The organism is Pseudodonghicola sp. (assembly GCF_048268305.1).
Taxonomy (GTDB): domain Bacteria; phylum Pseudomonadota; class Alphaproteobacteria; order Rhodobacterales; family Rhodobacteraceae; genus Pseudodonghicola.
Window position 1 is genome coordinate 120,565 of record NZ_JBLWVT010000001.1, and the last position, 22,141, is coordinate 142,705.

19 protein-coding genes are annotated in these 22,141 nt (G+C 64.5%); 11 read left to right on the forward strand and 8 right to left on the reverse strand.

Going from position 1 to position 22,141, the window contains the following annotated elements; all coding sequences use genetic code 11:
* Window positions 1-85: 85 nt before the first annotated feature.
* Both ACN0V4_RS00615 and ACN0V4_RS00620 read left to right on the forward strand, forming a co-directional pair.
* Complete coding sequence (locus ACN0V4_RS00615) at window positions 86-568, forward strand: Hsp20 family protein (RefSeq protein ID WP_417672570.1); 483 nt, start codon at window positions 86-88, stop codon at window positions 566-568.
* 247 nt (window positions 569-815) lie between these two features.
* On the forward strand, window positions 816-1,220 hold the full coding sequence (locus ACN0V4_RS00620) for a globin domain-containing protein (RefSeq protein ID WP_417672571.1): 405 nt from the start codon (window positions 816-818) through the stop codon (window positions 1,218-1,220).
* Window positions 1,221-1,255: 35 nt separating this feature from the next.
* Here the strand turns inward: ACN0V4_RS00620 and ACN0V4_RS00625 are convergent, their stop codons facing one another.
* Window positions 1,256-2,731, reverse strand: a complete 1,476-nt coding sequence (locus ACN0V4_RS00625) for an NAD-dependent succinate-semialdehyde dehydrogenase (protein WP_417672572.1) — start codon at window positions 2,729-2,731, stop codon at window positions 1,256-1,258.
* A 269-nt stretch (window positions 2,732-3,000) separates the two neighbouring features.
* On the opposite strand from ACN0V4_RS00625, the gene ACN0V4_RS00630 reads away from it, so the two are divergent.
* Window positions 3,001-4,209, forward strand: coding sequence for an aminopeptidase P family protein (locus tag ACN0V4_RS00630; protein WP_417672573.1), 1,209 nt, complete (start codon window positions 3,001-3,003; stop codon window positions 4,207-4,209).
* Between the two features lie 42 nt (window positions 4,210-4,251).
* On the opposite strand, the gene ACN0V4_RS00635 is transcribed toward ACN0V4_RS00630, so the two are convergent.
* Window positions 4,252-4,815 (reverse strand): hypothetical protein, encoded by a 564-nt coding sequence (locus ACN0V4_RS00635; RefSeq protein WP_417672574.1) that lies wholly within the window; start codon window positions 4,813-4,815, stop codon window positions 4,252-4,254.
* Between the two features lie 221 nt (window positions 4,816-5,036).
* Here ACN0V4_RS00635 and ACN0V4_RS00640 point away from each other — a divergent pair, with 221 nt between their 5' ends.
* Window positions 5,037-5,303 (forward strand): hypothetical protein, encoded by a 267-nt coding sequence (locus ACN0V4_RS00640; protein ID WP_417672575.1) that lies wholly within the window; start codon window positions 5,037-5,039, stop codon window positions 5,301-5,303.
* A 10-nt stretch (window positions 5,304-5,313) separates the two neighbouring features.
* Window positions 5,314-5,955, forward strand: a complete 642-nt coding sequence (locus tag ACN0V4_RS00645) for a DUF1523 family protein (protein ID WP_417672576.1) — start codon at window positions 5,314-5,316, stop codon at window positions 5,953-5,955.
* 12 nt (window positions 5,956-5,967) lie between these two features.
* On the opposite strand, the gene ACN0V4_RS00650 is transcribed toward ACN0V4_RS00645, so the two are convergent.
* A complete protein-coding gene (locus ACN0V4_RS00650) occupies window positions 5,968-7,545 on the reverse strand; it encodes a DUF5928 domain-containing protein (RefSeq protein ID WP_417672577.1) in 1,578 nt (525 codons plus the stop codon).
* Window positions 7,546-7,692: 147 nt separating this feature from the next.
* Here ACN0V4_RS00650 and ACN0V4_RS00655 point away from each other — a divergent pair, with 147 nt between their 5' ends.
* The 3 genes from ACN0V4_RS00655 (at window position 7,693) to ACN0V4_RS00665 (ending at window position 10,044) form a co-directional block, all read left to right on the forward strand.
* The gene (locus ACN0V4_RS00655) at window positions 7,693-8,511 is read left to right on the forward strand and encodes a sulfotransferase family protein (protein WP_417672578.1); all 819 of its coding nucleotides are present in this window, start codon (window positions 7,693-7,695) and stop codon (window positions 8,509-8,511) included.
* A gap of 197 nt (window positions 8,512-8,708) precedes the next feature.
* The gene (smpB, locus tag ACN0V4_RS00660) at window positions 8,709-9,185 is read left to right on the forward strand and encodes an SsrA-binding protein SmpB (protein ID WP_417673058.1); all 477 of its coding nucleotides are present in this window, start codon (window positions 8,709-8,711) and stop codon (window positions 9,183-9,185) included.
* A gap of 34 nt (window positions 9,186-9,219) precedes the next feature.
* Window positions 9,220-10,044 (forward strand): zinc-dependent peptidase, encoded by an 825-nt coding sequence (locus ACN0V4_RS00665; protein WP_417672579.1) that lies wholly within the window; start codon window positions 9,220-9,222, stop codon window positions 10,042-10,044.
* Window positions 10,045-10,062: 18 nt separating this feature from the next.
* On the opposite strand, the gene ACN0V4_RS00670 is transcribed toward ACN0V4_RS00665, so the two are convergent.
* From ACN0V4_RS00670 to ACN0V4_RS00680, 3 genes are read right to left on the reverse strand one after another with little or no spacing between them, the layout of a single operon-like run.
* Window positions 10,063-13,473, reverse strand: a complete 3,411-nt coding sequence (locus ACN0V4_RS00670) for an error-prone DNA polymerase (RefSeq protein ID WP_417672580.1) — start codon at window positions 13,471-13,473, stop codon at window positions 10,063-10,065.
* The gene (locus ACN0V4_RS00675; RefSeq protein ID WP_417672581.1) at window positions 13,470-14,948 is read right to left on the reverse strand and encodes a Y-family DNA polymerase; all 1,479 of its coding nucleotides are present in this window, start codon (window positions 14,946-14,948) and stop codon (window positions 13,470-13,472) included. Before ACN0V4_RS00675 ends, ACN0V4_RS00670 begins: the two co-directional genes overlap by 4 nt.
* Entirely contained in the window at window positions 14,863-15,453 is a 591-nt protein-coding gene (locus ACN0V4_RS00680; protein ID WP_417672582.1) for an ImuA family protein, read from the reverse strand. The genes ACN0V4_RS00675 and ACN0V4_RS00680 overlap by 86 nt, the downstream gene beginning before the upstream one ends.
* Window positions 15,454-15,679: 226 nt before the next feature.
* On the opposite strand from ACN0V4_RS00680, the gene sseA reads away from it, so the two are divergent.
* Window positions 15,680-16,534: a 3-mercaptopyruvate sulfurtransferase gene (gene sseA / locus ACN0V4_RS00685; RefSeq protein ID WP_417672583.1), complete on the forward strand. Its 855-nt coding sequence runs from the start codon at window positions 15,680-15,682 to the stop codon at window positions 16,532-16,534.
* Complete coding sequence (locus ACN0V4_RS00690) at window positions 16,534-17,718, forward strand: aromatic amino acid transaminase (RefSeq protein ID WP_417672584.1); 1,185 nt, start codon at window positions 16,534-16,536, stop codon at window positions 17,716-17,718. The genes sseA and ACN0V4_RS00690 overlap by 1 nt, the downstream gene beginning before the upstream one ends.
* Before the next feature lie 171 nt (window positions 17,719-17,889).
* Here ACN0V4_RS00690 and ACN0V4_RS00695 read toward each other — a convergent pair whose 3' ends face one another.
* Window positions 17,890-19,212: an ammonium transporter gene (locus tag ACN0V4_RS00695; RefSeq protein ID WP_417672585.1), complete on the reverse strand. Its 1,323-nt coding sequence runs from the start codon at window positions 19,210-19,212 to the stop codon at window positions 17,890-17,892.
* Between the two features lie 26 nt (window positions 19,213-19,238).
* Complete coding sequence (locus tag ACN0V4_RS00700; RefSeq protein WP_417672586.1) at window positions 19,239-19,577, reverse strand: P-II family nitrogen regulator; 339 nt, start codon at window positions 19,575-19,577, stop codon at window positions 19,239-19,241.
* Between the two features lie 255 nt (window positions 19,578-19,832).
* Between ACN0V4_RS00700 and ACN0V4_RS00705 the strand changes: the two genes are divergently transcribed.
* A complete protein-coding gene (locus ACN0V4_RS00705; RefSeq protein WP_417672587.1) occupies window positions 19,833-22,070 on the forward strand; it encodes a transglycosylase domain-containing protein in 2,238 nt (745 codons plus the stop codon).
* Window positions 22,071-22,141: the final 71 nt, after the last annotated feature.

Here is a 22,141-nt window from a genome sequence, read left to right on the forward strand (position 1 = left end):
CGCCTGACTTGGGATTCGGACATTCGACCGCCCGTCCATATTGGAGGGTGCTTTCGTGAATCGCTCGCAACATGAGGATGACGACATGCGCAGTTTTGATTTCGCCCCGCTGAACCGGGCCACCGTTGGTTTTGACCAGATCGCTGATCTGATGGATCGTATCATGGCCAATGATGTCGGCCAGTCCAGCTATCCCCCCTATAACATCGAAAAGACCGCCGCCGATGCCTATCGCATTTCGATCGCGGTGGCCGGTTTCTCCGAAGCCGATCTGTCGGTCGAAATGCGCGATCATGCGCTGATCGTCTCGGCCAAGAAGGCCGAAGAAGATCAGGGCCGCACCTATCTGCATCGAGGCATCGCCACCCGCGCGTTCGAACGCCGCTTTACGCTGGCCGATCATGTGCGCGTGACCGGGGCGACCCATGAGAACGGAATGCTTCATATCGACCTGAAGCGCGAAGTGCCCGAGGCGCTGAAGCCGCGCCGGATCGAGATCACTTCGGCCAAGCCCGCTGACGCTCGGCTTGCCTCGTCTGAAGTGGTCGAGGCGAAAGCCGTCAACTGATAGTCTTTCTGATCAGTCGCCCACTCCCCCAAGGCGGGGTGAGGGCGGAAGGTCGGGATAGGACAATGTGACGAAGGCGCAGGGAAAGCAACCTGCGCCTTTTTTGTATCGGCATGAGCGATTGACTTTTAGACTGGGGCTTGGTCGCCGAACAGATGAGGCGACAATACATTATATACGTTATGACATGTTTACTTCTTGTTACGGCATTTCTTGCAAAGGTTGAATACGAGAGAGGTTTGGCAGCATGGCATTAGAGATGAACGAGAGGGTGCGGAGAACTCTGCCTCAGGTGTTTGAACGGAAGGCTTTGATCGCGGATCAGTTTTTTGAAAAGGTTTTCCAGCGGGCTCCGGAAATGCGCCGGTTCTTCCCCCGCAACTATGGTCGGCGAAAGGAGCTTTTCGTCCGGTTCTTGACCCAGGTGGCGCTTGTTGCGGAGAATTCCAGCTCATTGGAGACCGTGGCGCAGCAGCTTGCAGGCGAACATCGCGCGCTGGGGCTCCGGCCCGAACATTACCAATTGGGCAATCAGGCGCTGGCCGAGGCGTTCGAGACGACCCTTGCGGATCGTCTCGGTGCCGAGGATTTACAGCTTTGGCTCGCTGCGCTTACCCGGTTCAATCAACGTTTGGCCGAGCTTGCAGCTTAAATGTGCATTTAAGAAGTATCTTAAACCGCCATAGGTTAGACCGCCATGCAGATGTATTTCATTTCCAGATAATCCTCGATCCCGTGATGGCTGCCTTCACGGCCGAGACCGGATTGCTTGACCCCGCCGAAGGGCGCGACCTCGGTGGAAATGATGCCTGTATTGACGCCGACGATGCCATATTCCAGCGCCTCGGCCACCTTGTAGACGCGGCTCAGATCCTTGGCGTAGAAATAGGCGGCCAGGCCGAAGATGGTGTCATTTGCCATCTCGATGACCTCATCGACATCCTCGAACTTGAACAGCGGTGCGAGCGGGCCGAACGTCTCTTCCTTGGCGACCTTCATGGCCTGGGTCACGCCGGTGACCACGGTGGGTTCGAAGAAGTTCGCCCCCAGATTCGACCGATGGCCGCCGGTCAGGATGGTGCCGCCCTTGGCGGTGACGTCGCCCAGATGCTCCAGCACCTTGTCGATCGCCTCCTGGTTGATCAGCGGGCCGGTGGTGACGCCGTTCTCCAGCCCGTCACCCAGCACCAGTTTTTCGGCGGCTTCCTTCAGCTTCTTGGCGAAGGCGTCATAGACGCCGGCCTGCACATAGATGCGGTTGGCGCAGACGCAGGTCTGGCCGTTGTTGCGGAACTTGCACATCATCGCGCCTTCGACGGCGGCATCCAGATCGGCGTCGTCGAAGACGATGAAGGGCGCGTTGCCGCCGAGTTCCATCGAGCATTTCATCACCTGATCGGCGGCCTGGCGCAGCAGGATGCGGCCCACCTCGGTCGACCCCGTGAAGGTCAGCTTGCGGACCTTGGGGTTTTCGCAGAACTCCTTGCCGATCTCGCTGGAGCGCGACGACGGCAGCACATTGAAGATGCCGGCGGGAATGCCGGCGCGGTCTGCCAGGACCCCCAGAACCAGCGCCGAAAGCGGGGTCTCGGCGGCGGGGCGGGCGACAAAGGCACAGCCGGCGGCCAGTGCCGGGGCGGCCTTGCGGGTGATCATCGCGTTGGGGAAGTTCCACGGGGTGATCGAGGCGGCAACCCCGATCGGCTGCTTGATGACGGTGATCCGCTTGTCACGCTGGTGGCCGGGGATGGTCTCTCCATAGATACGCTTGGCTTCCTCGCCGAAGAATTCGACGAAAGAGGCGCCATAGACGATCTCGCCCTTGGCCTCGGCAAAGGGTTTGCCCTGCTCTGCGGTCAGGATGGTGGCCAGATCGTCGGCGTTCTCGATCATCAGGTCGAACCATTTGCGCAGCACCGCGGCGCGTTCCTTGCCGGTCCAGGCGGCCCAGTCCTTTTGCGCGGCATAGGCGGCGTCAATGGCACCGGCCACCTGCATGCGGCTCAGGTCGGCGACCTCGGCGATCACATCGCCGCGGGCGGGGTTCAGCACTTCGAACGTGCCTTGATCGCCGGTCACCCATCTACCGCCGATATAGGCCTTGGTGGCCAGCAGGGTGGGATCCTTGAGCAGGGATTTCAGATTGGTCGGCGCGTCGAGCATGGTGTCGTCCTCGTCCTGTCGTGAATGGGGCGGGGTGTTCGGCACCCCGTCAGGGTCTGATGTCCTAGGTAGAGCCTGCAGGCCCCGGATGCAAAGCCTGTGTCGCGGGCGTGTCGCAAACAGGCTTGCGCGGCGAGGCGGGGCGCGGCAAGCTGACCCGGGGTCCGGCGATGGCGTCGCCCTCGTTCTGCGGTCTGATCCGCCGGTGGAACGCGACCTGTGATTTTCAGTCCTGTACGCCGGGGCCTTTCTGTAAGGGAGGGTCTTTGATGACCACACGTCCGGAATATTTTACCTGTCATAATGGCGACAAGGCGCGGCTGCCCTTCGCCGATACCGAATATCAGGCCCGTCTGAACGGGCTGCGCGCCGCGATGGAGGAGCTGGGCGTCTTCGCCTGTGTCCTGACCTCGATGCAGAATGTCGCCTATTACTCGGGGTTTCTCTATTGCTCTTTCGGGCGGCCCTATGCGCTGGTGGTGACCGAGGACAAGGCCGTCACCATCAGTGCCGGCATCGACGCGGGCCAGCCCTGGCGGCGCAGCTTTTGCGACAGTCTCACCTATACCGACTGGGCGCGGGACAATTTCTGGCGCGCCGTGGTCTCGGTCTGCGGTCAGGATCAGGTGGTGGGCTATGAGGGCGATCACCTGACCCTGGCGCAGCGCGACCTGCTTGAGGATTTTCTCGATCCGCTGACGATGGTGGATATCGCCTCGGCGACCATGCGCCAGCGGATGCGCAAATCTCCGGCCGAGATCGCCTTGATCCGCGCCGGGGCCGAGGTTGCCGATGTCGGTGGTTACGCCATCCGCGAGGCAGTGAAGGCGGGCGCGCGCGAGATCGACATCGCCATGGCCGGCCGCGACGCAATGGAGCTGGAGATCGCCCGCCGGTTTCCCGATGCGGAATACCGTGACACCTGGGTCTGGTTCCAGTCCGGGTTGAACACCGACGGGGCGCATAACCCGGTGACCGGTCGGCGGCTGCAGCGGGGCGATATCCTCAGCCTCAATGCCTTTCCCATGATCTCGGGCTATTACACCGCGCTGGAACGCACGATGTTCCTGGGGGAGGTCGATGCCGACAGTCTGGAGATCTGGCAGGCCAATGTCGCCGCGCATGCCTATGGCATGTCGTTGCTGAAGCCGGGGCTGAGCTGTGCCGAGATCACCCGTGCGATCAACGACTTTTTCGCCGAACGCGACCTGCTGCAATATCGCAGCTTCGGCTATGGCCATTCCTTCGGGCTGCTCAGCCACTACTATGGGCGCGAGGCGGGGTTGGAGCTGCGCGAGGATATCGACACCGTGCTGGAACCCGGGATGGTGATCAGCATGGAGCCGATGCTGACCATCCCGCAGGGGCATGCCGGCGCCGGCGGCTATCGGGAGCATGACATTCTGGTGATCACCCAAGAGGGCGCCGAGAATATCACCGGCTATCCCTATGGGCCGGAGTTCAACGTGGTGGGATGAGGGCGAAGGGCCCCGACCGGTCACCGGGCGGGGCCGCGCCGGTCAGCGCCCGAAATTCGCCAGGGCGCGCAGATCCATCGTCTTCAGCACGTCGAGCATCAGCGCCGGATCGCCGCCCGAGGCCTTCACCAGGATGCGGTTGTCGATCAACCCGGTGATCTCGCCATCCTGCACCATCACCTTGTCGCGGCCGATCCGTTCGACCTTGGCGCCCATGGCGGCGGCATTGCCCAGCATGCCGGCCATGGCGCCGACCATCGGATTGTCGGCAAAGAGCGAGACGGTGAAGCTGTCGCCGGCGTCGTTGCTATAGGTCGCCTCGGCCCCGGTGCCGCCGCCCATCAGCATCATGCCGGCGCCCATTTCGGTGTTCATCTCGCGCTTATAGCCGGCGGGCGCCTCGGGCAGGTATTGCGCCAGCGCGTCGACCTGCAGCTCGGTCAGCTTCTGCTTGGCATAGTTCAGTTCTTCCAGCGCATATTTGACGTCACCGTCCTGATAGGCGCTGAGCGCGGAATTGAGCGCATCGGTGATCTCGTCCGCCGCGGCAAAGGGGGCGGTCAGGATCAGGGCAAGGGCAGCGGGCATGATATGATGCCGAAGCATGGAAATTCCTCCGAAAGAAATAGATCAGGTCAAAAACGGGCAGAGAATGCCGCGAGATCGGGGACAAGGCAAGCCGGGTCGAAGGGCAGGGGAGCGCTTCCCCTTTCTGCCGCGTCCCGCTGATCCCTGCCTGCGGTGAAGAAGCGCCGCAGGTTGCCGAAGCCGGTGCCGGCGCGTATCAGTGAGGACAACAGGCGGCCGGCAGAGGGAGAGGGACTGACATGATCGCATTGCTGCGCCTGCTGGTGCCGCTGCTGCTGGTGCTGACGCTGATCTATGTCGGCCTGTCGCTCTATTCCCGCCACCGGCGGCGCCAGAAGCTGATCGCCCGCTGGAACAGCAACCGGTTGACCGGGGATCGAGAGATCTTCATCCGGCGGGGGCTGGCGAAATACGATCACTCGCTGCGGCGCAAGCTGATTCTCGGGGTCTATGTCATTCCCCTGGGGGTGATCGCCATTATCGTCTATTACACGAATTTCACCTGAGGGCGCCGCAATGGTCTATGTCAAATGGGCAATCATCCTGATCTTCTGGGCCGTGGTCGGGGCCTTCCTGCATTACACCCTGCCGCATCGGGATATCGTCCGGATCACCGATACCTATGAAAAGCGGGTCGATCCGGGCGAAAACAGCTGGTTCTGGGCGCAGCACGATGTCGGCAGTGATCCCAATACCACCAACCGCGATGTCTTCTTCATCCAGACGCGCGGCGCCAACGGCAAGATCATGGTCTATCGCAACGAGGATACCAGCTGGTCCTGGCCGCCCTATTTCAAGGTCAACAGTTCGAACCTGCAGGCCGAGGCGGCGGATCTGAAATCCACCGCGGAAAATCCCAAATGGGTGGCGATCCGGCACTATGGCTGGCGCAACGAATTCCTGTCGATCTTTCCCAATGCGGTGCGGATCACCCCGGTGGCGGGGCCCGACGTGCGACTCATCCCCTGGTTCAACATCATCTTCCTGACCGTGCTGGCGGCGATCCTCTATGCGATCTGGGTGCGCTGGCGTCGGTTCCGGCAGCGCCGGATCGACCCGCTGATCGAGGAGCTTGAGGATCGTGTCGATATCGCCGGCGAGGCGATCGCCGAACGCCGCAGCCGGTTTCGCCGCTGGCTTGACAATCGCCGGGGCTGAGCCCGCCCGGGTTCAGTCGGCGAAGAGGTGGTCGGTTCTTGCCAGTGTCTCGGCCTGGTCATGGGGGATGCCGAGAAATTCGGCGATCTTCTCGGCATTCTCTTCCGGCGGGGCGGTTTCGCTGATCCGCCGGTAATGGTCAAAGTCCGCGTCCCGGATGCGGTCGGTCTCATAAACCATGTCATTGCGGATGGTGGGCAGCAGCCGCTCCAGCGTGGCTGGCCCGGTCTGAGCGCCCGCCAGCCCCACCCGGCGGGCGTGGCCGATCAGATAGTCGTCGGAGAACTGGCATTCGATTTCCAGAATCCGCGTTTCCGACCGGTCCGAGGCGAAATCCTGCATCAGGTCGAGATTCGAAGGGTCGATGCAGACGATCAACCGGTCGGTTTCATAATAGTCGAACAGCATCCGCATCAGCGCCCGACGGTGGCGGGTGCGTTTTTCCAGCGTGGTCTGGATGCCACCCAGATCGGGCAGCGGCGTGTCGGCCTCGTTGAACAGGTAATCCACCGAGGGCAGGTTGGTAAGCTGGCGGATATGCGCCAGAAACCGCTTGGCCACATGCCATTTCTTGCAGACCACGATCATCAGTTCGCGTTCGCGGCCCAGGCTGCTTTCGGCCTCCCAGAACCGCATGCCGAATCGCCGACCGATTCGGCCGCGGCCGGTGAGGAACTTGTAGAGGCTGCGGCCCTCGTTCGAGATACGGAATTCCACATCATGGGCCGAATAGAGTTGCCCCAGCCGCAGCTTCAGCTCGGAGGCCTCGGGGCTGATCTTGCGGGCAAAGAGGAAATCCTGGCTCAGCAGCAGGTCGTAGTGATCGTTGTAGAAGGTGACCGGCATGCCGTAGTCCGAGAACATCAGGAAGGTCAGCGTGCGGCTGTCGATCTCGTTCTCGGGGACCAGGTGGCGCACCAGGGTCTGAAAGAAGGTCTCGTCCGGGATCCAGGTGGTGCGGAAGAACCGCATCACGTCACGGCGCTGTCGGGTGAAATCAAGGATCCATTCGATGGTGCGCCGCCGCAGGCACCACCATTGGCTGCCGATCTGGATTTGCAGATCATGGGGAATCGCGCGTTTCAACCCCAGTTTCCGCTGCAGGTTGAGCCCGGCATAGAACAACCACTTGTGTTTCCGTTCGTTCAGGAGATGGCGATAAATCAGCCGGTCTTCCTTGATCCCGGTCTTGATCCAGTCGCTGTCGAAGAAATCGAAGCTTTCGACATAGTCGATGTCATGGTCGTCCAGATAGCGATGCGCATATTCCGCCGTCTTGATCGGCATGCAGTCGCCCGAGAGCATGTAGAAATGGGTGGCGCGCGGAAACGCCTCGACCGCCGCCTCGACCGCGTTCAGCGTGGCTTGCACCAGCGACCATTCCCCCCAGCCGCAGCGGATGCGCGGGCGGGCAAAGGCGACGTTGGGATTGTCCGCCAGAGCCTCGCGAATCTGGCGATAGGCGTCCTGCGGAGCGCGGGCGTCGAAGTGGATCGAGATATAGTCGCCGGCGTCAGTGATCCGCTGCGCCTGCATGACGATGGCGCCAGGATCCTTGTGACACAGCAGGATGTACGCGATTTTCGCCATGGGAAACAGGATATACCGTTAACTGCTCTTTCTCTTACTAGATAATGAGGAACGCAGATTGAATAAACACTGATAATTTGGTTTTTTGACCGCGCCGGCGCCGGCAGGTGATCAAGACCGGAGCGGCAGGTATGGAGGCGAGAGCAGATGGGGTTTCCCGGCACCTGGATGACCGAGAGCGAGAGCATGGTGTATCGGGTGGTCCCGAAATGCGCCTGTTCGACGATCGGGCAGATCATGTTCTATTCCGATCACGGCCGGTTCTTTGACGGTGACATCCACGATGCCACCGAAGGCCTGTACAAATGGGCGCAGGAAGGCAGCCACGAACCGATCACGCGCAATGTGCAGGGGCATCAGTCCTATGCCTTTACCTGCGTGCGCAATCCCTACACGCGGCTCCTCAGTTCCTTCTTCGACAAGATCTGTGGCATCCAGCGCAATGGCAAACGCTATCGCGGCAATCTGGTGCCCAAGCTCGCCTATACCTATGGCGTCGAGGTCGGCGGCGACGACGGCAAGCAGGAGTTCGACCAGATCCAGTCGTTCCGCCGTTTCCTGCTGTTCGCCCGCGACACCATCCGCTGGCGTCGGCCGATGGATCCGGACATCCACTGGTCGGCGATGTCGGGCCATGTGTCGACCTTCATCGTCAACGGCGGGCGCTATGACCACATCTTCTGGACCGAGAAGTTCAACGACGGCATGCAGGTGGTGCTCGACGCGGTGAAGACGCCGCATTCGGTCGATCTGGCGACGATCCCGCGGTTCAACGAAAGCGAAGGCCACGGCCCCAAGCGGGCGCATCCGGTCGAGGATTACTTCGACGACCTGTCGATGCATCTGGTCTATGAGATCTACAAGCGCGATTTCGAGCTGTTCAAGTACGACGCGCAGGATCCCTCGAACAAGATGCCGGTGGGCGAAATCGACCTCGATGAGGTGCACGCCAAGCTGGGGAGCTGATCCCGAAATCGCGGCTTTGCCGCGATGCCTCCGGCGGGGATATTTTGAGCTAGAAAAAGGCAGGGGAGCAGATGTTCCGGAAACCGTCCGGTGGACGGTTTCGCCTGTGAAGGGGCGGGGTGCCGGGAGTACCGGAAGGGCGCGCCCATGCGCCTGCCATCTTGCGAAAGGCGCCGCCGATGCGTAGATCGGTGCGCATGGCCAAGCAGAAGACAGATCCGAACTACAAGATCATCGCCGAGAACCGGCGCGCGCGCTTCGATTACGCGATCGAGGAGGATCTGGAATGCGGCATCATCCTGGAGGGATCCGAGGTGAAGTCGCTGCGCGCCCATGGCGGCAATATCGCCGAAAGCTATGCGGCGGTGGAGAATGGCGAGCTTTGGTTGGTGAACTCCTATATCGCCCCCTATGCGCAGGCCAAGACCTTCGGTCACGAGGAGCGGCGGCGCCGTAAGCTCCTGGTCAGCCGCAAGCAGATGGCTGATCTGTGGAACGCCACCCAGCGCAAGGGCATGACGCTGGTGCCGCTGGTGATGTATTTCAACCATCGCGGCATGGCCAAGCTGAAGATCGGCATCGCCAAGGGCAAGAAGACCCATGACAAGCGCGAGACCAGCGCTCAACGCGACTGGTCGCGGCAGAAACAGCGGCTGTTGAAGGACAATCGCTGAGGCGGGGCTTTGTTCGGCGAGGGGGGGGGGATTTATGGCGGTTTTTCTGATCCTCCTGTTCGTCGCGGCCGGCGCCTTCGGCTATTGGCAATGGTCGCGGCGACGGCGCCGCAAGCAGTTGCTGGTTTCTGCCCTGACGGAGCATCAGCGCGCGGTTGTCGCGGGGCAGGTGCCCTTGAGCCGCAGGCTGCCGCCTGATCTGCGCGGTGCCTTCGAGGGCAAGATCAATGCCTTTCTCGATCAGGTCGATTTCGTCGGTTGCAACGGGCTGGAGGTGACCGAGGAGATGCGGCTTTCGATCGCCGCGCAGGCCTGTCTGCTGGTCGTCAACAGTGATACCTGGTACGATCATCTGACCACCGTTCTGATCTATCCCGGCGCCTTCAAGTCGCGGCAGGCCAGGCACAACGGCTATGTGGTGACCGAACGCGAGACGGTGCGCGTGGGGGAAAGCTGGTCGCGCGGGCCGGTGATCCTGTCCTGGGCGCATACCCAGCAGGGGGCGCTGGACGATCATGACGGCCATAACGTCGTCTTTCATGAATTCGCCCATCAACTCGATGATCTGTCAGGTCATACCGACGGGGTTCCCGATCTGCGCCGGGATCAGAGTTTTGCCGGTTGGGCGCATGCCTTTCTGCCGGCCTACAAGGCGCATGTCAGGGCGGTCGAGGCCGGGCATAAGACGGTGCTGGACCCCTATGGCGCCGAGGGGCCGGAGGAGTTCTTTGCGGTGGCGGTCGAGGCGTTCTTCGAGCGGCCCGAGGTGCTGAAGCAGCACGAACCAGCGATCTACCAGCAGCTGGAGATGTTCTTCCGACTGGATCCCTCGGCCTGGGGCGCCGGCCGGCAGGGCTGACAGCGCGGCGCTGATCCTTCAATGAAAATCCCGGCTGGGGAAGAGTTTCTTCGCCTGTTCGCGCGGGTGGCGGGCGCGGGCGGGCAGGGCGCGCGGGCGCGGCGCATCATCGGCCTCGGGTCGGGTGATCCCCACCACATCGTCCAGCGGATGGCCGAGATCGCTGAGCCGATGCGACAGATCCTCGATTCTCTCGGCGATCAGATGCACCACGATCCCCTCGCGCTCCAGCCGGCCGGTGACGCGCAACAGGCGCCCGCCGATCACCGCACGGCGAAAGCGTTGATACATCTTGGGCCAGACCACGATGTTCGACACGCCGGTCTCATCCTCCAGTGTCAGGAAGATCACGCCCGAGGCGGTGCCGGGTCGTTGCCGGGTGATCACCAGGCCGCAGACGGAGACCCGTTGCGGTGGCACCCGGGGCAGCTCTGCGTGCGGGGTCAGCCCGGCGATCATCGGGCGCAGCAATTCCATCGGATGGGCGCGCAGCGACAGCCGCAGGGCGAGGTAATCCTCCACCACCTCCTCGCCCAGATGCAGGGGCGGCAGGGTGACCTCGGGTTCGCGGATGCCCTCGCCCTCGAAGGGATCGTCGAACAGCGGCAGCGGTGTCGGGCTGCGGATCGCGCGCACCTGCCAGAGCGCGTCGCGGCGCCTGAGGCCGATGCCGGCGAAGGCGTCGGCCTCGGCCAGTCGCTCCAGCGTGGCGGGCATCACGCCGGCGCGCAGCCAGAGGCTTTGCGCATCGGGATAGCCGTTGCCGCGGGCGGCCGCGATCCATTCCGCCTCCTCCCGTGGAAAGCCCTTGATCTGGCGGAACCCCAACCGCAGCGCCAGCCTGCCGTCGGCGCGGCGTTCCAGTCGGTTGTCCCATGTGCTGGCGTTGATGCAGACCGGCCGCACCTCGACCCCGTGGTCGCGCAGGTCGCGGACGATCTGGGCTGGGGCATAGAAGCCCATCGGCTGGGAGTTCAGCAGGGCGCAGCCGAAGATCGCCGGGTGGTGGCATTTCAGCCAGGAGGAGACATAGGTGAGCATGGCGAAGGCCGCCGCGTGGCTTTCGGGAAAGCCGTAATCGGCGAAGCCCTCGATCTGGCCGAAGCATTGTTCGGCGATCTCGCGACTGTAGCCATTGGTCCGCATGCCGTCGATGAAGCGGTTGCGATGGTCGCCGATCGTGCCCATCCGCCGGAAGGAGGCGAGCGAGCGGCGCAGCCGGTCGGCCTCCTCCGCCGTATAGCCGGCGCCGACCACGGCGATCTGCATCGCCTGTTCCTGAAACAGTGGCACGCCGAGGGTGCGGGCGGTCACCGCCTCAAGCGCCGGGCCGAAGGGCTCAGGCGCCTCGCGCCCCTGGCGGCGGCGGATATAGGGCTGGACCATGCCGCCCTGGATCGGGCCGGGGCGGACGATGGCGACCTCGATCACCAGATCATAGAAGGTGCGCGGCCGCATCCGCGGCAGAAAGTTCATCTGCGCCCGGCTTTCGACCTGAAACACCCCCACCGCATCGGCGCGGCAGAGCATGTCATAGGTGGCCCCGTCCTCCTGCGGGACCGAGGCGATGCTGTGGCGGACCCCCTCGTGGTCGCGCAGCAGATCGAAGCTCTTGCGGATGCAGGTCAGCATCCCGAGGCTGAGCACATCGACCTTGAGGATGCCCAGCGTGTCGATGTCGTCCTTGTCCCATTCGATCACCGTGCGATCCGCCATCGCCGCGTTCTCGATCGGGCAAAGTTCGTCCAGTCGGCCCTTGGTGATGACGAAGCCGCCGACATGCTGGCTGAGGTGGCGGGGAAAGCCGATGATCTCGCCGATCAGCCGGACGGTCAGGGCCAGCCGGTGGTCGGTGGGATCGAGCCCCAGGTCGCGCAGCCGCTCCGGCTCTGCGCCGCTGTTCGACTGGCCCCAGATCTGGCCGGTGAGCGCGGCGGTGACATCCTGGGAAAGCCCCATCACCTTGCCGACCTCGCGGATCGCGGCGCGGGTGCGGAAATGGATCACCGTGGCGCAGAGCCCGGCGCGGTGGCGGCCGTATTTCTCATAGATATGTTGGATCACCTCCTCGCGCCGCTCGTGTTCGAAATCGACGTCGATATCGGGCGGCTCACCCCGGTATTTCGACACGAAGCGTTCGAAGACCATGGCGATCTGATCGGGGGCGACATCGGTGATCCCCAGAAGATAGCAGAGCACCGAATTCGCCGCCGATCCGCGCCCCTGGCAGAGGATGCCCTGCGACCGGGCGAAGGCGACGATATCGTGGACGGTGAGGAAATAGGCGGGAAAGTTCAGTTCCGCCACCAGCCGCAGTTCCTTGTCCATCAGGCCCCGCACCCGCTCGGGCGCACCATCGGGATAGCGTCGGGTCAGGCCCGCGCGCGCCAGCCGCGCCAGCCGGTCTTGCGGGCTTTCACCTGCCGCGATCTCGTCGGGGTATTCATAGCTGAGCTCACTCAGATCGAAGCCGCAGCGCGCCGCGATCTCCCGCGTGCGGCGCAGGGCGGCCGGATGGTCGCGGAACATCCGCGCCATGTCGGCGGCACCTTTCAGCCGGCGTTCGCCGTTGGGCAGGGCGCGGGTGCCGATCCGGTCGATGGTGACGCCTTCGCGCAGGCAGGTCAGCACATCGGCCAGTTGCCGGCGTCGGGCGGTATGCATCAGCACGTCGCCCACCGCCACCATCGGCGCGGCGCTGCGATGGGCGGCGCGGGCGCAGGCGGCCAGCCGGGCCTTGTCGCCGCCGTCATAGCGAGGTGCCGCGCCCAGGAAGACATGGTTGGGAAAGGCCCGCAGCGCCCGGGTGATCTGGGCGATGACCTCGGGTCTTTCGGGATCGGCGTGTGGCAGGGCGATCAGGATCATGCCGGCACAGCCCGCCAGCAGATCGGCGAATTCGAGCCGGCATTGCCCCTTTTCGGCCCGCCGCTTGCCCAGGGTCAAAAGCCGCGCCAGCCGGTGATAGGCGGCCCGGTCTGTGGGCAGGGCGATCCAGTCGGCGGCGCTGTCGCTGATCACCAGCCGGGTGCCGGTGATCAGCCGGGGCAGGCGGGCGCCGGCGCTGACGCGGCGATCCGCCCCCATCTGCTGGCGGCTGGAGGGATCGGTCCGCTGGCTGGAGCGGATCGGGACGCCGTCTGAGGGGCGGGCCTCTTCGGCTGGCGCCTCTTCGGCGGCGCGGCGCAATTCCTTCAGGGCGGCATAGGCGCGAACGACGCCGGCCAGCGAATTGCGGTCGGTGATGGCGATGGCCTCCAGCCCCAGCTCTGCGGCGCGGGCGACCAGCTCCTCCGGGTGGGAGGCGCCGGTGAGGAAGGTGAAATTGGAGGTGACGCAGAGTTCGGCATAGCCGGCAGGGATATCCAGCTCTGGCCTCTCGGTCCCGTTCGATGGGAGGGCGTCGTGCCGAGTGTCGTTGCCCCTCATGCGAATTCCCCCTGCACGTACCAGCCCGGGACTTGCGGCGTGTGAAATAGCCAGAGCCGGCGGCCCTGCCGTGTCTCCACCCGCCAGTAATCGCGCAGGCCATTGCGCCAGGCGTCATCCTCCAGCCACCATTCCGGCGCGATGCGCTCGGGGCCGGTGGCGCGGGCCGTGGTCAGCGCCATGCCGCGCCAGCGGAATTGTCGCGGCGGTTGCGCGCCATGGGCGGCGATGGGTTCGGGGGCAAACAGCCGCAAGGGGCGTGGTCGCAGGGTGACCCAGGGGCCTGCGGGATCGGAATAGGCCGCCGGGGCGATCAGGAAGCCGCGTTCGGGGATATGGCTGTCGGCGGGCAGGAAGCGCTGGATATTCTCCAGCCCGATCCGGGTGCCGAGCCGGCTGATCAGATCCTCCAGCCGGTCCCCCCGTTGGGGGCCGAGCGCCACGCTCTGCCGGGCGGGCAAGGGTTCGACCACCCTGGCCTCGAGCCGGAGCTGGTCGATGCCGAAGCCCGCCTCCACCCCGGCGACGCCACGTTCGAACAGCGGCAGGATGCGCGCCGGATCACGCAGCGGCCGGGCCAGCCGCAGCTCCACCTGCCGGCTGTCCTGATCGACCCGCCGCAGCGTCAGGCAGAGCACCCGCGCGCCGGCCTGATGGCTGTCGAGCTGGTCGCAGAGCCGCGCCAGCAGCCGCTGGGTGCCGGCCATCACATCCGTGGTCAGCCCGATCGGTTCGGGCAGGGTCAGGCGCACGGCGTAATGCGGCGGCTCCGCCTCGGGCGAGATCTGTTCCCCCGTCCGCCCCAGTGCCTGATCCAGCCGCAACAGCAGGCCGGCGCCGAAGCGGCGGGCCAGCGGCGCGCGCGGGGTGGCAGACAGATCGCCGATGCTGCGCAGCCCCAGCCGTTCCAGCGTGACGACCTCTGCCGCCTCCAGCCGCAGGGCGGCGACGGGCAGGGGGGCGAGCGTGACCAGCGGATCGCCCGGTGCCGCCACGCCCTCGCCATGATGCGCCAGCGCCCAGGCGGCGCCGCGACTGTCGCCCAGCCCCAGCCGCACCGTCAGCCCGGCCCGCGCCAGCCGCCGGCGCATGTCGGTCAGCATCCCGGCCTCGCCTCCGAACAGATGCGCCGCCCCGCTGATGTCCAGAACCAGCCCATCCAGTCCCTCGACCCCGACCCAGGGGCTATAGCGCGTGGCCCAGCGTCTGAGCGCCGCCAGAAACCGCGCGTCTCCCGCAGGGTCGGCCGGCCGGCACTGCAGCCCGGGGCAATAGGCGCGGGCATCGGCCGCCGTCATGCCAATGGCCAGCCCCAGCCGCTCCGCCTGACTGTTCAGGCAGTAGATCCGTTCCGCATTGCTTTGTGTCAGCGTCAGCGCGACGGGCCCGTCAGCCGGCCGCGTCCGGAGGCTCCGGTCGCTGGCCAGTCGGGGAAACCACATCGAGACGACGCGCCGCGTGATTCCATCGAACATCCCAGGCCTCAAGTGTTCCTGATTTGTTCTTAATAAGCGACCAGCGCATCAGAGTCGAGTCCGCCGCCTCTTCGGGATCGAACAGCGGCGCGGCCTGCCAGCGGGTCTCGGCGGCATTGCTGCCCATGCCCTCGGGGATCAGGCAGAGGCCCCGGGTCTGCCCCGCCTCTGCCGCCAGTTGCAGCCGGCGGCCGGCGGTCAGGCTCAGCGGTTTGCTCAGCTCGATCACCACCAGATCCACCGCGCCGGCGCGCAGTGCCTCTTCGGCCGAGGCGAGCGTATCGGCCTGATCCTTGGCCCGCACCATCAACAGCCGGCGCGGATCGGTGAAGGCGGTGAGGCCTAGAGGGTTCAGCGCCTCGCCCCGCCAGCTTTCGGTGATCCACAGGATCGGCCCGCTCCCCTGCGCACAACAGACCCCGGCAAAGGCCGTGGCGGCGGGGCCGCAGACCTCATGCACACGATTCGCTTTCAGCGGAAAGGCGGGGTTCGGGAAACGGGACATGGGGTGGGATGCTGCCAGAAAACGCGGTCGGACGGAAGCCGCCCGGCGGGGCGGCAGCCATGGGGGCCGATGCTCGGCGGCTTCCCGGTCCGAACACTCTCGCCAAACCATCCGACGCGCCGGGGTGGGCGACCGCTGCGGTCATCTGGCGCCAAAGCCTGCTTGCCTTGCACCCCAAGCCTCTCGATAGTAGGCAGAACATGGTCTAGGCGAACAGGGTGGAGCAATGCAGGACGACCCGAAAACACTGGTTTCAACCGACTGGCTGGCGGCGCATATGAAGGATCCCGATCTGCGGATTCTCGATGCCTCCTGGTATCTGCCGCAGTTGGGACGGGACGCCCGGGCGGAATATGAGGCGGCGCATATTCCCGGCGCCCGCTTCTTCGATATCGACGAGATTTCCGATCACCGCTCCGACCTGCCGCATATGGCGCCGCCGGTCGAGAAATTCATGTCGCGGCTGCGCGCCATGGGTGTGGGCGACGGTCATCAGGTGGTGGTCTATGACGGCGCCGGCATCGGCTCGGCGCCGCGGGTCTGGTGGCTGTTCCGGCTGATGGGGCAGACCAATGTCGCCGTGCTGGACGGGGGCTTGCCGAAATGGCAGGCCGAGGGACGCGAGATCGAGGATCTGCCGCCCATCGTGCGCGATCGCCACATGACCGTGCGGGTGCAGAACCAACTTGTTCGCGACGTCACCCAGGTGTCGGCTGCCGCCAAGCTGGGCGATCACGAGATCATCGACGCGCGCTCGGCCGCCCGCTTCCGCGGCGAGGAGCCGGAGCCGCGCCCGGGGCTGCGCAGTGGCCATATTCCGGGCGCCAAGAACGTGCCCTTCACCACGCTGCTGAACGAGAACGGCACGATGAAGTCGCCGGAAGACTGCCGCGCGATCTTCGAGGCGGCCGGCGTCGACCTGAAGAAGCCTGCAATTACATCATGTGGGTCGGGGGTGACCGCCGCCGTGCTGAGTCTGGCGCTGGAGCGTCTGGGCAAGGACGATCATTCGCTTTACGACGGCTCCTGGGCCGAATGGGGCGCCTTCCCCACATTGCCCGTCGCAACCGGAGACAAGTGATGTTCGAAACTCTTAAACAGCAGCCTGCGGACAAGATTCTGCAGTTGATGCTGATGTATGCCGCCGACCCGCGCGAGCAGAAGATCGACCTCGGTGTGGGGGTCTACAAGAACGCTGACGGCATCACCCCGGTGATGCGTGCGGTGAAGGCCGCGGAAAAGCGCATCTGGGAGGCGGAGACGACCAAGACCTATACCGGTCTCACCGGCGATTCCGCCTTTACCAATGGCATGATCAGCCTGCTGCTGGACGAGTCGGTGGCGCGTGATACCATTGCGGCGGTGGCCACCACCGGCGGCACTGGCGCGGTGCGTCTGGGATTCGAGCTGATCCGGATGATGAATCCCAAGGCTCGGATCTGGGTTTCCGATCCGACCTGGCCCAACCATATCGCGATCCTGAATTATCTGGGGATCGAGATCAAACCCTATCGCTATTTCAACGCCGAGACGCGGGGCGTCGATTTCGACGCGATGATCGCCGATCTGCAAGGCGCGGAACCGGGCGATGCAGTGCTGCTGCATGGGTGCTGCCACAACCCGACCGGGGCCAACCTGAACCTGGTGCAATGGCAGGCGGTGGCCGATCTGCTGAACGATCGCGGTCTCTTGCCGATGATCGACATCGCCTATCAGGGCTTTGGTGACGGGCTGGAGGAAGACGCCGCCGGCACCCGGCTGATCGCCGCTTCGGTGCCTGAATGCCTGATCGCGTCGAGCTGTTCGAAGAACTTCGGCATCTACCGCGAGCGGACCGGTATCCTGATGGCGATCTCTGCCGACAGCGGCCGTCAGGCGCTGGTGCAGGACACCATGGCGACGCTGAACCGCCTGGCCTATTCCTTCCCGCCGGATCACGGCGCCCGGATCGTCAGCACCATTCTGAACGACCCCGATCTGCGCGCCGACTGGATGGCCGAGCTGGAAGAGGTGCGCCTGTCGATGCTGAGCCTGCGTCAGCAGCTTGCCGATGAGCTGCGCCGGCTGACCGGGTCGGACCGTTTCGCCTTCCTGGCCGGTCACCGCGGCATGTTCTCGCGTCTCGGCGTCTCGCCCGAGATCGTCGAGCGGCTGCGCACCGACTATGGCGTCTACATGGTGGGCGACAGCCGGATGAACATCGCCGGGATGAACAGCAAGACGGTGCCGATCCTGGCCCAGGCGATCGTCGACGCCGGCGCCTGATCCCGCCGATCCGCTCTTTTCCTGACGCCCCGGTCCGTTGCGGCCGGGGCGTTTTGCTTTGCGCCGACCGTCCGGGACAGGCGCGCGCCGAGGGCGAAGCCTGCTTGCAAAGAAAAGACCCGGGCGCGAACGCCCGGGTCTGTGATCTCGGTTCCCTCAGGGGAAGACCGATCAGTTCTTCGAGAACTCGGGATAGGCTTCCATGCCCAGTTCGGCCATGTCGAGACCGTTGATCTCGGTTTCCTCGTCGACGCGCAGGCCCATGACGGTTTTCAGCACGAACCAGATCACCAGCGAGGAGACGCAGACGAACAGGCCGACCGTGATCACCGAGTAGAGCTGGGTGACGAAGGAGGCGTCGGGGTTGGTCAGCGGAACCGCCAGGGTGCCCCAGATGCCGCAGACCAGGTGCACCGGGATGGCGCCGACGACGTCGTCGATCTTCAGCTTGTCCAGGAACGGCACGGCGAAGACCACCAGCACACCGCCCACGGCGCCGATCAGCGTGGCCGCGCCCAGCGAGGGCATCAGCGGTTCGGCGGTGATCGACACCAGGCCGGCCAGGGCGCCGTTCAGCACCATGGTGATATCGGGCTTCTTGTAGAGCAGTTGGGTCAGGATCAGCGCGGCGACCGCGCCGCCGGCTGCGGCGGTGTTGGTGTTGGCGAAGATGCGGCTGATGTCGGCGACGTTGGCGGCGGTGTCCATATAGAGCTGCGAACCACCGTTGAAGCCGAACCAGCCCAGCCACAGGATGAACGTCCCCAGGGTGGCCAGCGTCAGGTTCGAACCGGGCATCGGGTGAACCTTGCCATCCTTGTACTTGCCGATCCGCGGCCCCAGCAGCAGCGCGCCCATCAGAGCGGCCCAGCCACCGACCGAGTGCACGATGGTCGAGCCGGCGAAGTCGAGGAAGCCCGCTTCGTCAAGGAAGCCGCCGCCCCATTTCCACGAGGCTTCGATCGGATAGATGAAACCGGCCAGGAGGATGCAGAAGATCAGGAAGGGCCACAGCTTGATGCGCTCGGCCAGGGAGCCCGAGACTATCGAGCAGGTGGTGGCGCAGAACATCAGCTGGAAGAAGAAGTCGGACCCGACGGAGGCATAGGTCAGATCGGTTTCAGTATCGGCCAGGCCGACCGGCTCGAGCACGGTGGGCGAGAAGGCGCCGAGAATGCCGGTGATGCTCCAGCCGTCGCCCGGGTACATCAGGTTGTAGCCGATCAGATAGTACATGATCGCGGCGAAGGCGAAGAGCGCGACGTTCTTCATCAGCTGCATGGTCACGTTCTTCTGACGCACGAGGCCCGCTTCCAGCATCGAGAAGCCGGCGCCCATGAACATCACCAGGAAGCCGGTGACCAGGAACATGAAGGTGGTGAAGATATAGCCGATCTCGCCATTCGGCGGGGTTACGTCCGCCTCTTGCGCCAGGCCCAGCGAGGGCAGCGCAATCAGCGCCGCGGCGGCGGCAAGTGCGTTGAGTCGTTTCATAGCTCCGTTTCCCTTGGTTGCGCGCTTCAGAGCGCGTCTTCGTTGGTTTCGCCGGTGCGCACGCGGATCGCTTGTTCCACGTCCAGAACGAAAATCTTGCCGTCGCCGATCTTGCCGGTCTTGGCGGTATTGGTGATGGTCTCGACCACCTGATCGGCCATGGCCGAGCTGACCACGATCTCCAATTTGATTTTCGGCACGAAGTTCACGGCGTACTCGGCGCCGCGATAAATCTCGGTATGGCCGGACTGCGATCCGAACCCTTTGATTTCAGTCACCATCATGCCGCGGACGCCAGCCTCGGTCAGTGCCTCGCGCACCTCCTCCAGCTTGAACGGCTTGATTGTCGCAATGATCAGTTTCACGATCGTCCCCTTCGTTCGGCAGGTCCCCCTGCGGTCGCCTCGCAAGCAAGGCGCCAAGGGGGATGGAATGGAATATTTTGTGCTGCATAACTGTGATTTCGCGAGGGTTATCTGATTACTTTTTGTGCGAAATTGCATATTTGCACAAAAAGTAATCTGAATTGAGTCGCGCAAAAGCGATCGCGACAGGCTCTCAACAAATCGCTCCGCAGCCTGTATCCTGCGGGCAGAACAAAAGATCGGGCAGGATCGTGCATGGCAAATTCCTCACGGGGCAAACCACCTTTGGTGGCGGACAAACGCTATTCTTCGGGCGGGCGCGCGGCGTCCAAGAGCAGTCCCAAGGCGGCGACGAAATCGACCGCCAAACCCAGGGCAAAAGCTGCGCCGAAGAAATCGGCGCCGCGGCGCAAGGTGGCGTCGGGCGGGCGTGGTGGTAATGGCGGCGGCGGGCCTCTCGGGATGATCCGGAGGCTGATCGGCGGGCTGTTCCGGCTGGTCTGGGGCTTTTCCTGGCGGATCGGCATGGTGGTCGTGCTGCTGATCGCCGCTGGCGTCGGCTATCAATACACCCAGTTGCCCGACATGACCGCCCTGTTGGACGGGCGCGCGCGGGGGTCGGTCACTTTGCTGGATCGCGACGGCAAGGTCTTTGCCTGGCGTGGCGACCAGTTCGGCGGCGTGGTGACGACCGAAACGGTCTCGCCCTATCTCAAGCACGCCATCATCGCCACCGAGGACAAGCGATTCTATCACCACTTCGGCATCAGCCCGCGCGGCGTGCTCAGCGCGGTGGCGATCAACCTGCGCGAGGGGCGCGGACCGCTTTCGGGCCATGGTGGTTCGACCCTCAGCCAGCAGACTGCCAAGCTGCTGTGCCTGGGCGTGCCCTATGATCCGTCCTCAGGCATGTCGGAAAGCGATTACGAGGCCGATTGCCGGCAAAGCACGCTGTGGCGCAAGATCAAGGAAGCGATCTATGCCATGGCGATGGAGGCCAAGTATTCCAAGGACGATATCCTCACGATCTACATGAACCGGGCTTTCCTCGGCGCCGGTGCCCGCGGTTTCGAGGCGGCGAGCCAGCGTTATTTCGGCAAGTCGGCATCCGACGTGAACCCCGCAGAGGCGGCGATGCTGGCCGGGCTTCTGGTGGCGCCGACACGGTTTGCGCCGACCAACAGTCTGACGCGGGCGCAGAACCGCGCCAAGGTGATCGTCGGGCTGATGGAGGAGCAGGGCTATCTGACCACGGCGCAGGCCGAACAGGCCCGCAGCCAGCCCGCCGAGCTGTCCGAGGCGGCAGCGGCGCGTGCGGGTGGCTATTTCGCCGACTGGGTGATGGACGAGACGCCGGAGTTCTTCGGCGACAAGACCACCGAGGACGTGATCCTGAAGACCACGCTCGACCAGCGCATCCAGGCCTCGGCCGAGGAGGCGATGAAGTTCGTCTTCCAGGAAAAGGTCAGCTCCGGCTCCAAGGCGCAGGCCGCCATCGTGGTGATGAGCCCCGACGGCGCGGTACGCGCCATGGTGGGCGGGCGCCTGACACGGGTGTCGGGGGTGTTCAACCGCGCCACCCAGGCGAAGCGGCAGACCGGTTCGGCCTTCAAACCCTTCGTCTATGCCACCGCGCTCGACCTCGGGGCCTCGCCGCTCGACATGGTGGTGGACGAACCCTTCTGCATGACGATCCCCGGTTCAGGCAAATGGTGCCCGCAGAACTATACCCACAAGTTCTATGGCCAGGTGACGCTGCTTGAGGCGCTGAAGAAGTCTCTGAACGTGCCGGCAGTGAAGATTTCCGAGAAATACGGCCGCGACAAGGTGCGGCTGGTGGCCAAGGAATTCGGCCTCGACAGCGACCTGGCGATGGGGCCGGCGCTGGCGCTGGGCGCGTCGGAAAGCACCTTGCTGGACATGACCGGCGCCTATGCGGGGATCCTGAACGGCGGCTCTTCGGTCAAACCCTACGGGCTGACCGAACTCAGGCTGCTGGGCGACGATGCGCCTGTCTTCGGCGCCTCGGGCGGGATCGGCGAGCGGGTGATCCGCCCCGAGGCGGCGGAACAGCTTGTCTGGATGCTGTCCCAGGTGGTGTCCGAGGGCACCGGCGGGCGGGCGCAATTGCCCGGCGGCTGGCAGGTGGCCGGCAAGACCGGCACCTCGCAAGAGGCGCGCGATGCCTGGTTCATCGGCTTCACCGCTGATTACGTCACCGGGGTCTGGATGGGCTATGACGACAACACGCCGCTGAAAGGGGTCACCGGCAGCGGTCTGCCGGCCGAGATCTGGCACGAGACCATGGTGCGGGTGCAGGAGGGGATGACGCCGAGGCCCCTGCCGATGCGCGAGCCGATCCCGCCAGCCCAGCCCAAGGTCGAAGCGCCCGCCAAGGGCGGCGGGGGCGGCCTGGGGCAGGCGGTGGATCAATTGCTGCGCGACATCTTCGGCGGTGGTGGTGGCGGTGCCCCGGCACAGCCTGAGCGGTAAAATGGATCGGGGCCGGGCAGAAAAAAGCCCGGCCCCAGCCATATCAGGCGGGGGCCGGGCGAGTTCACTTT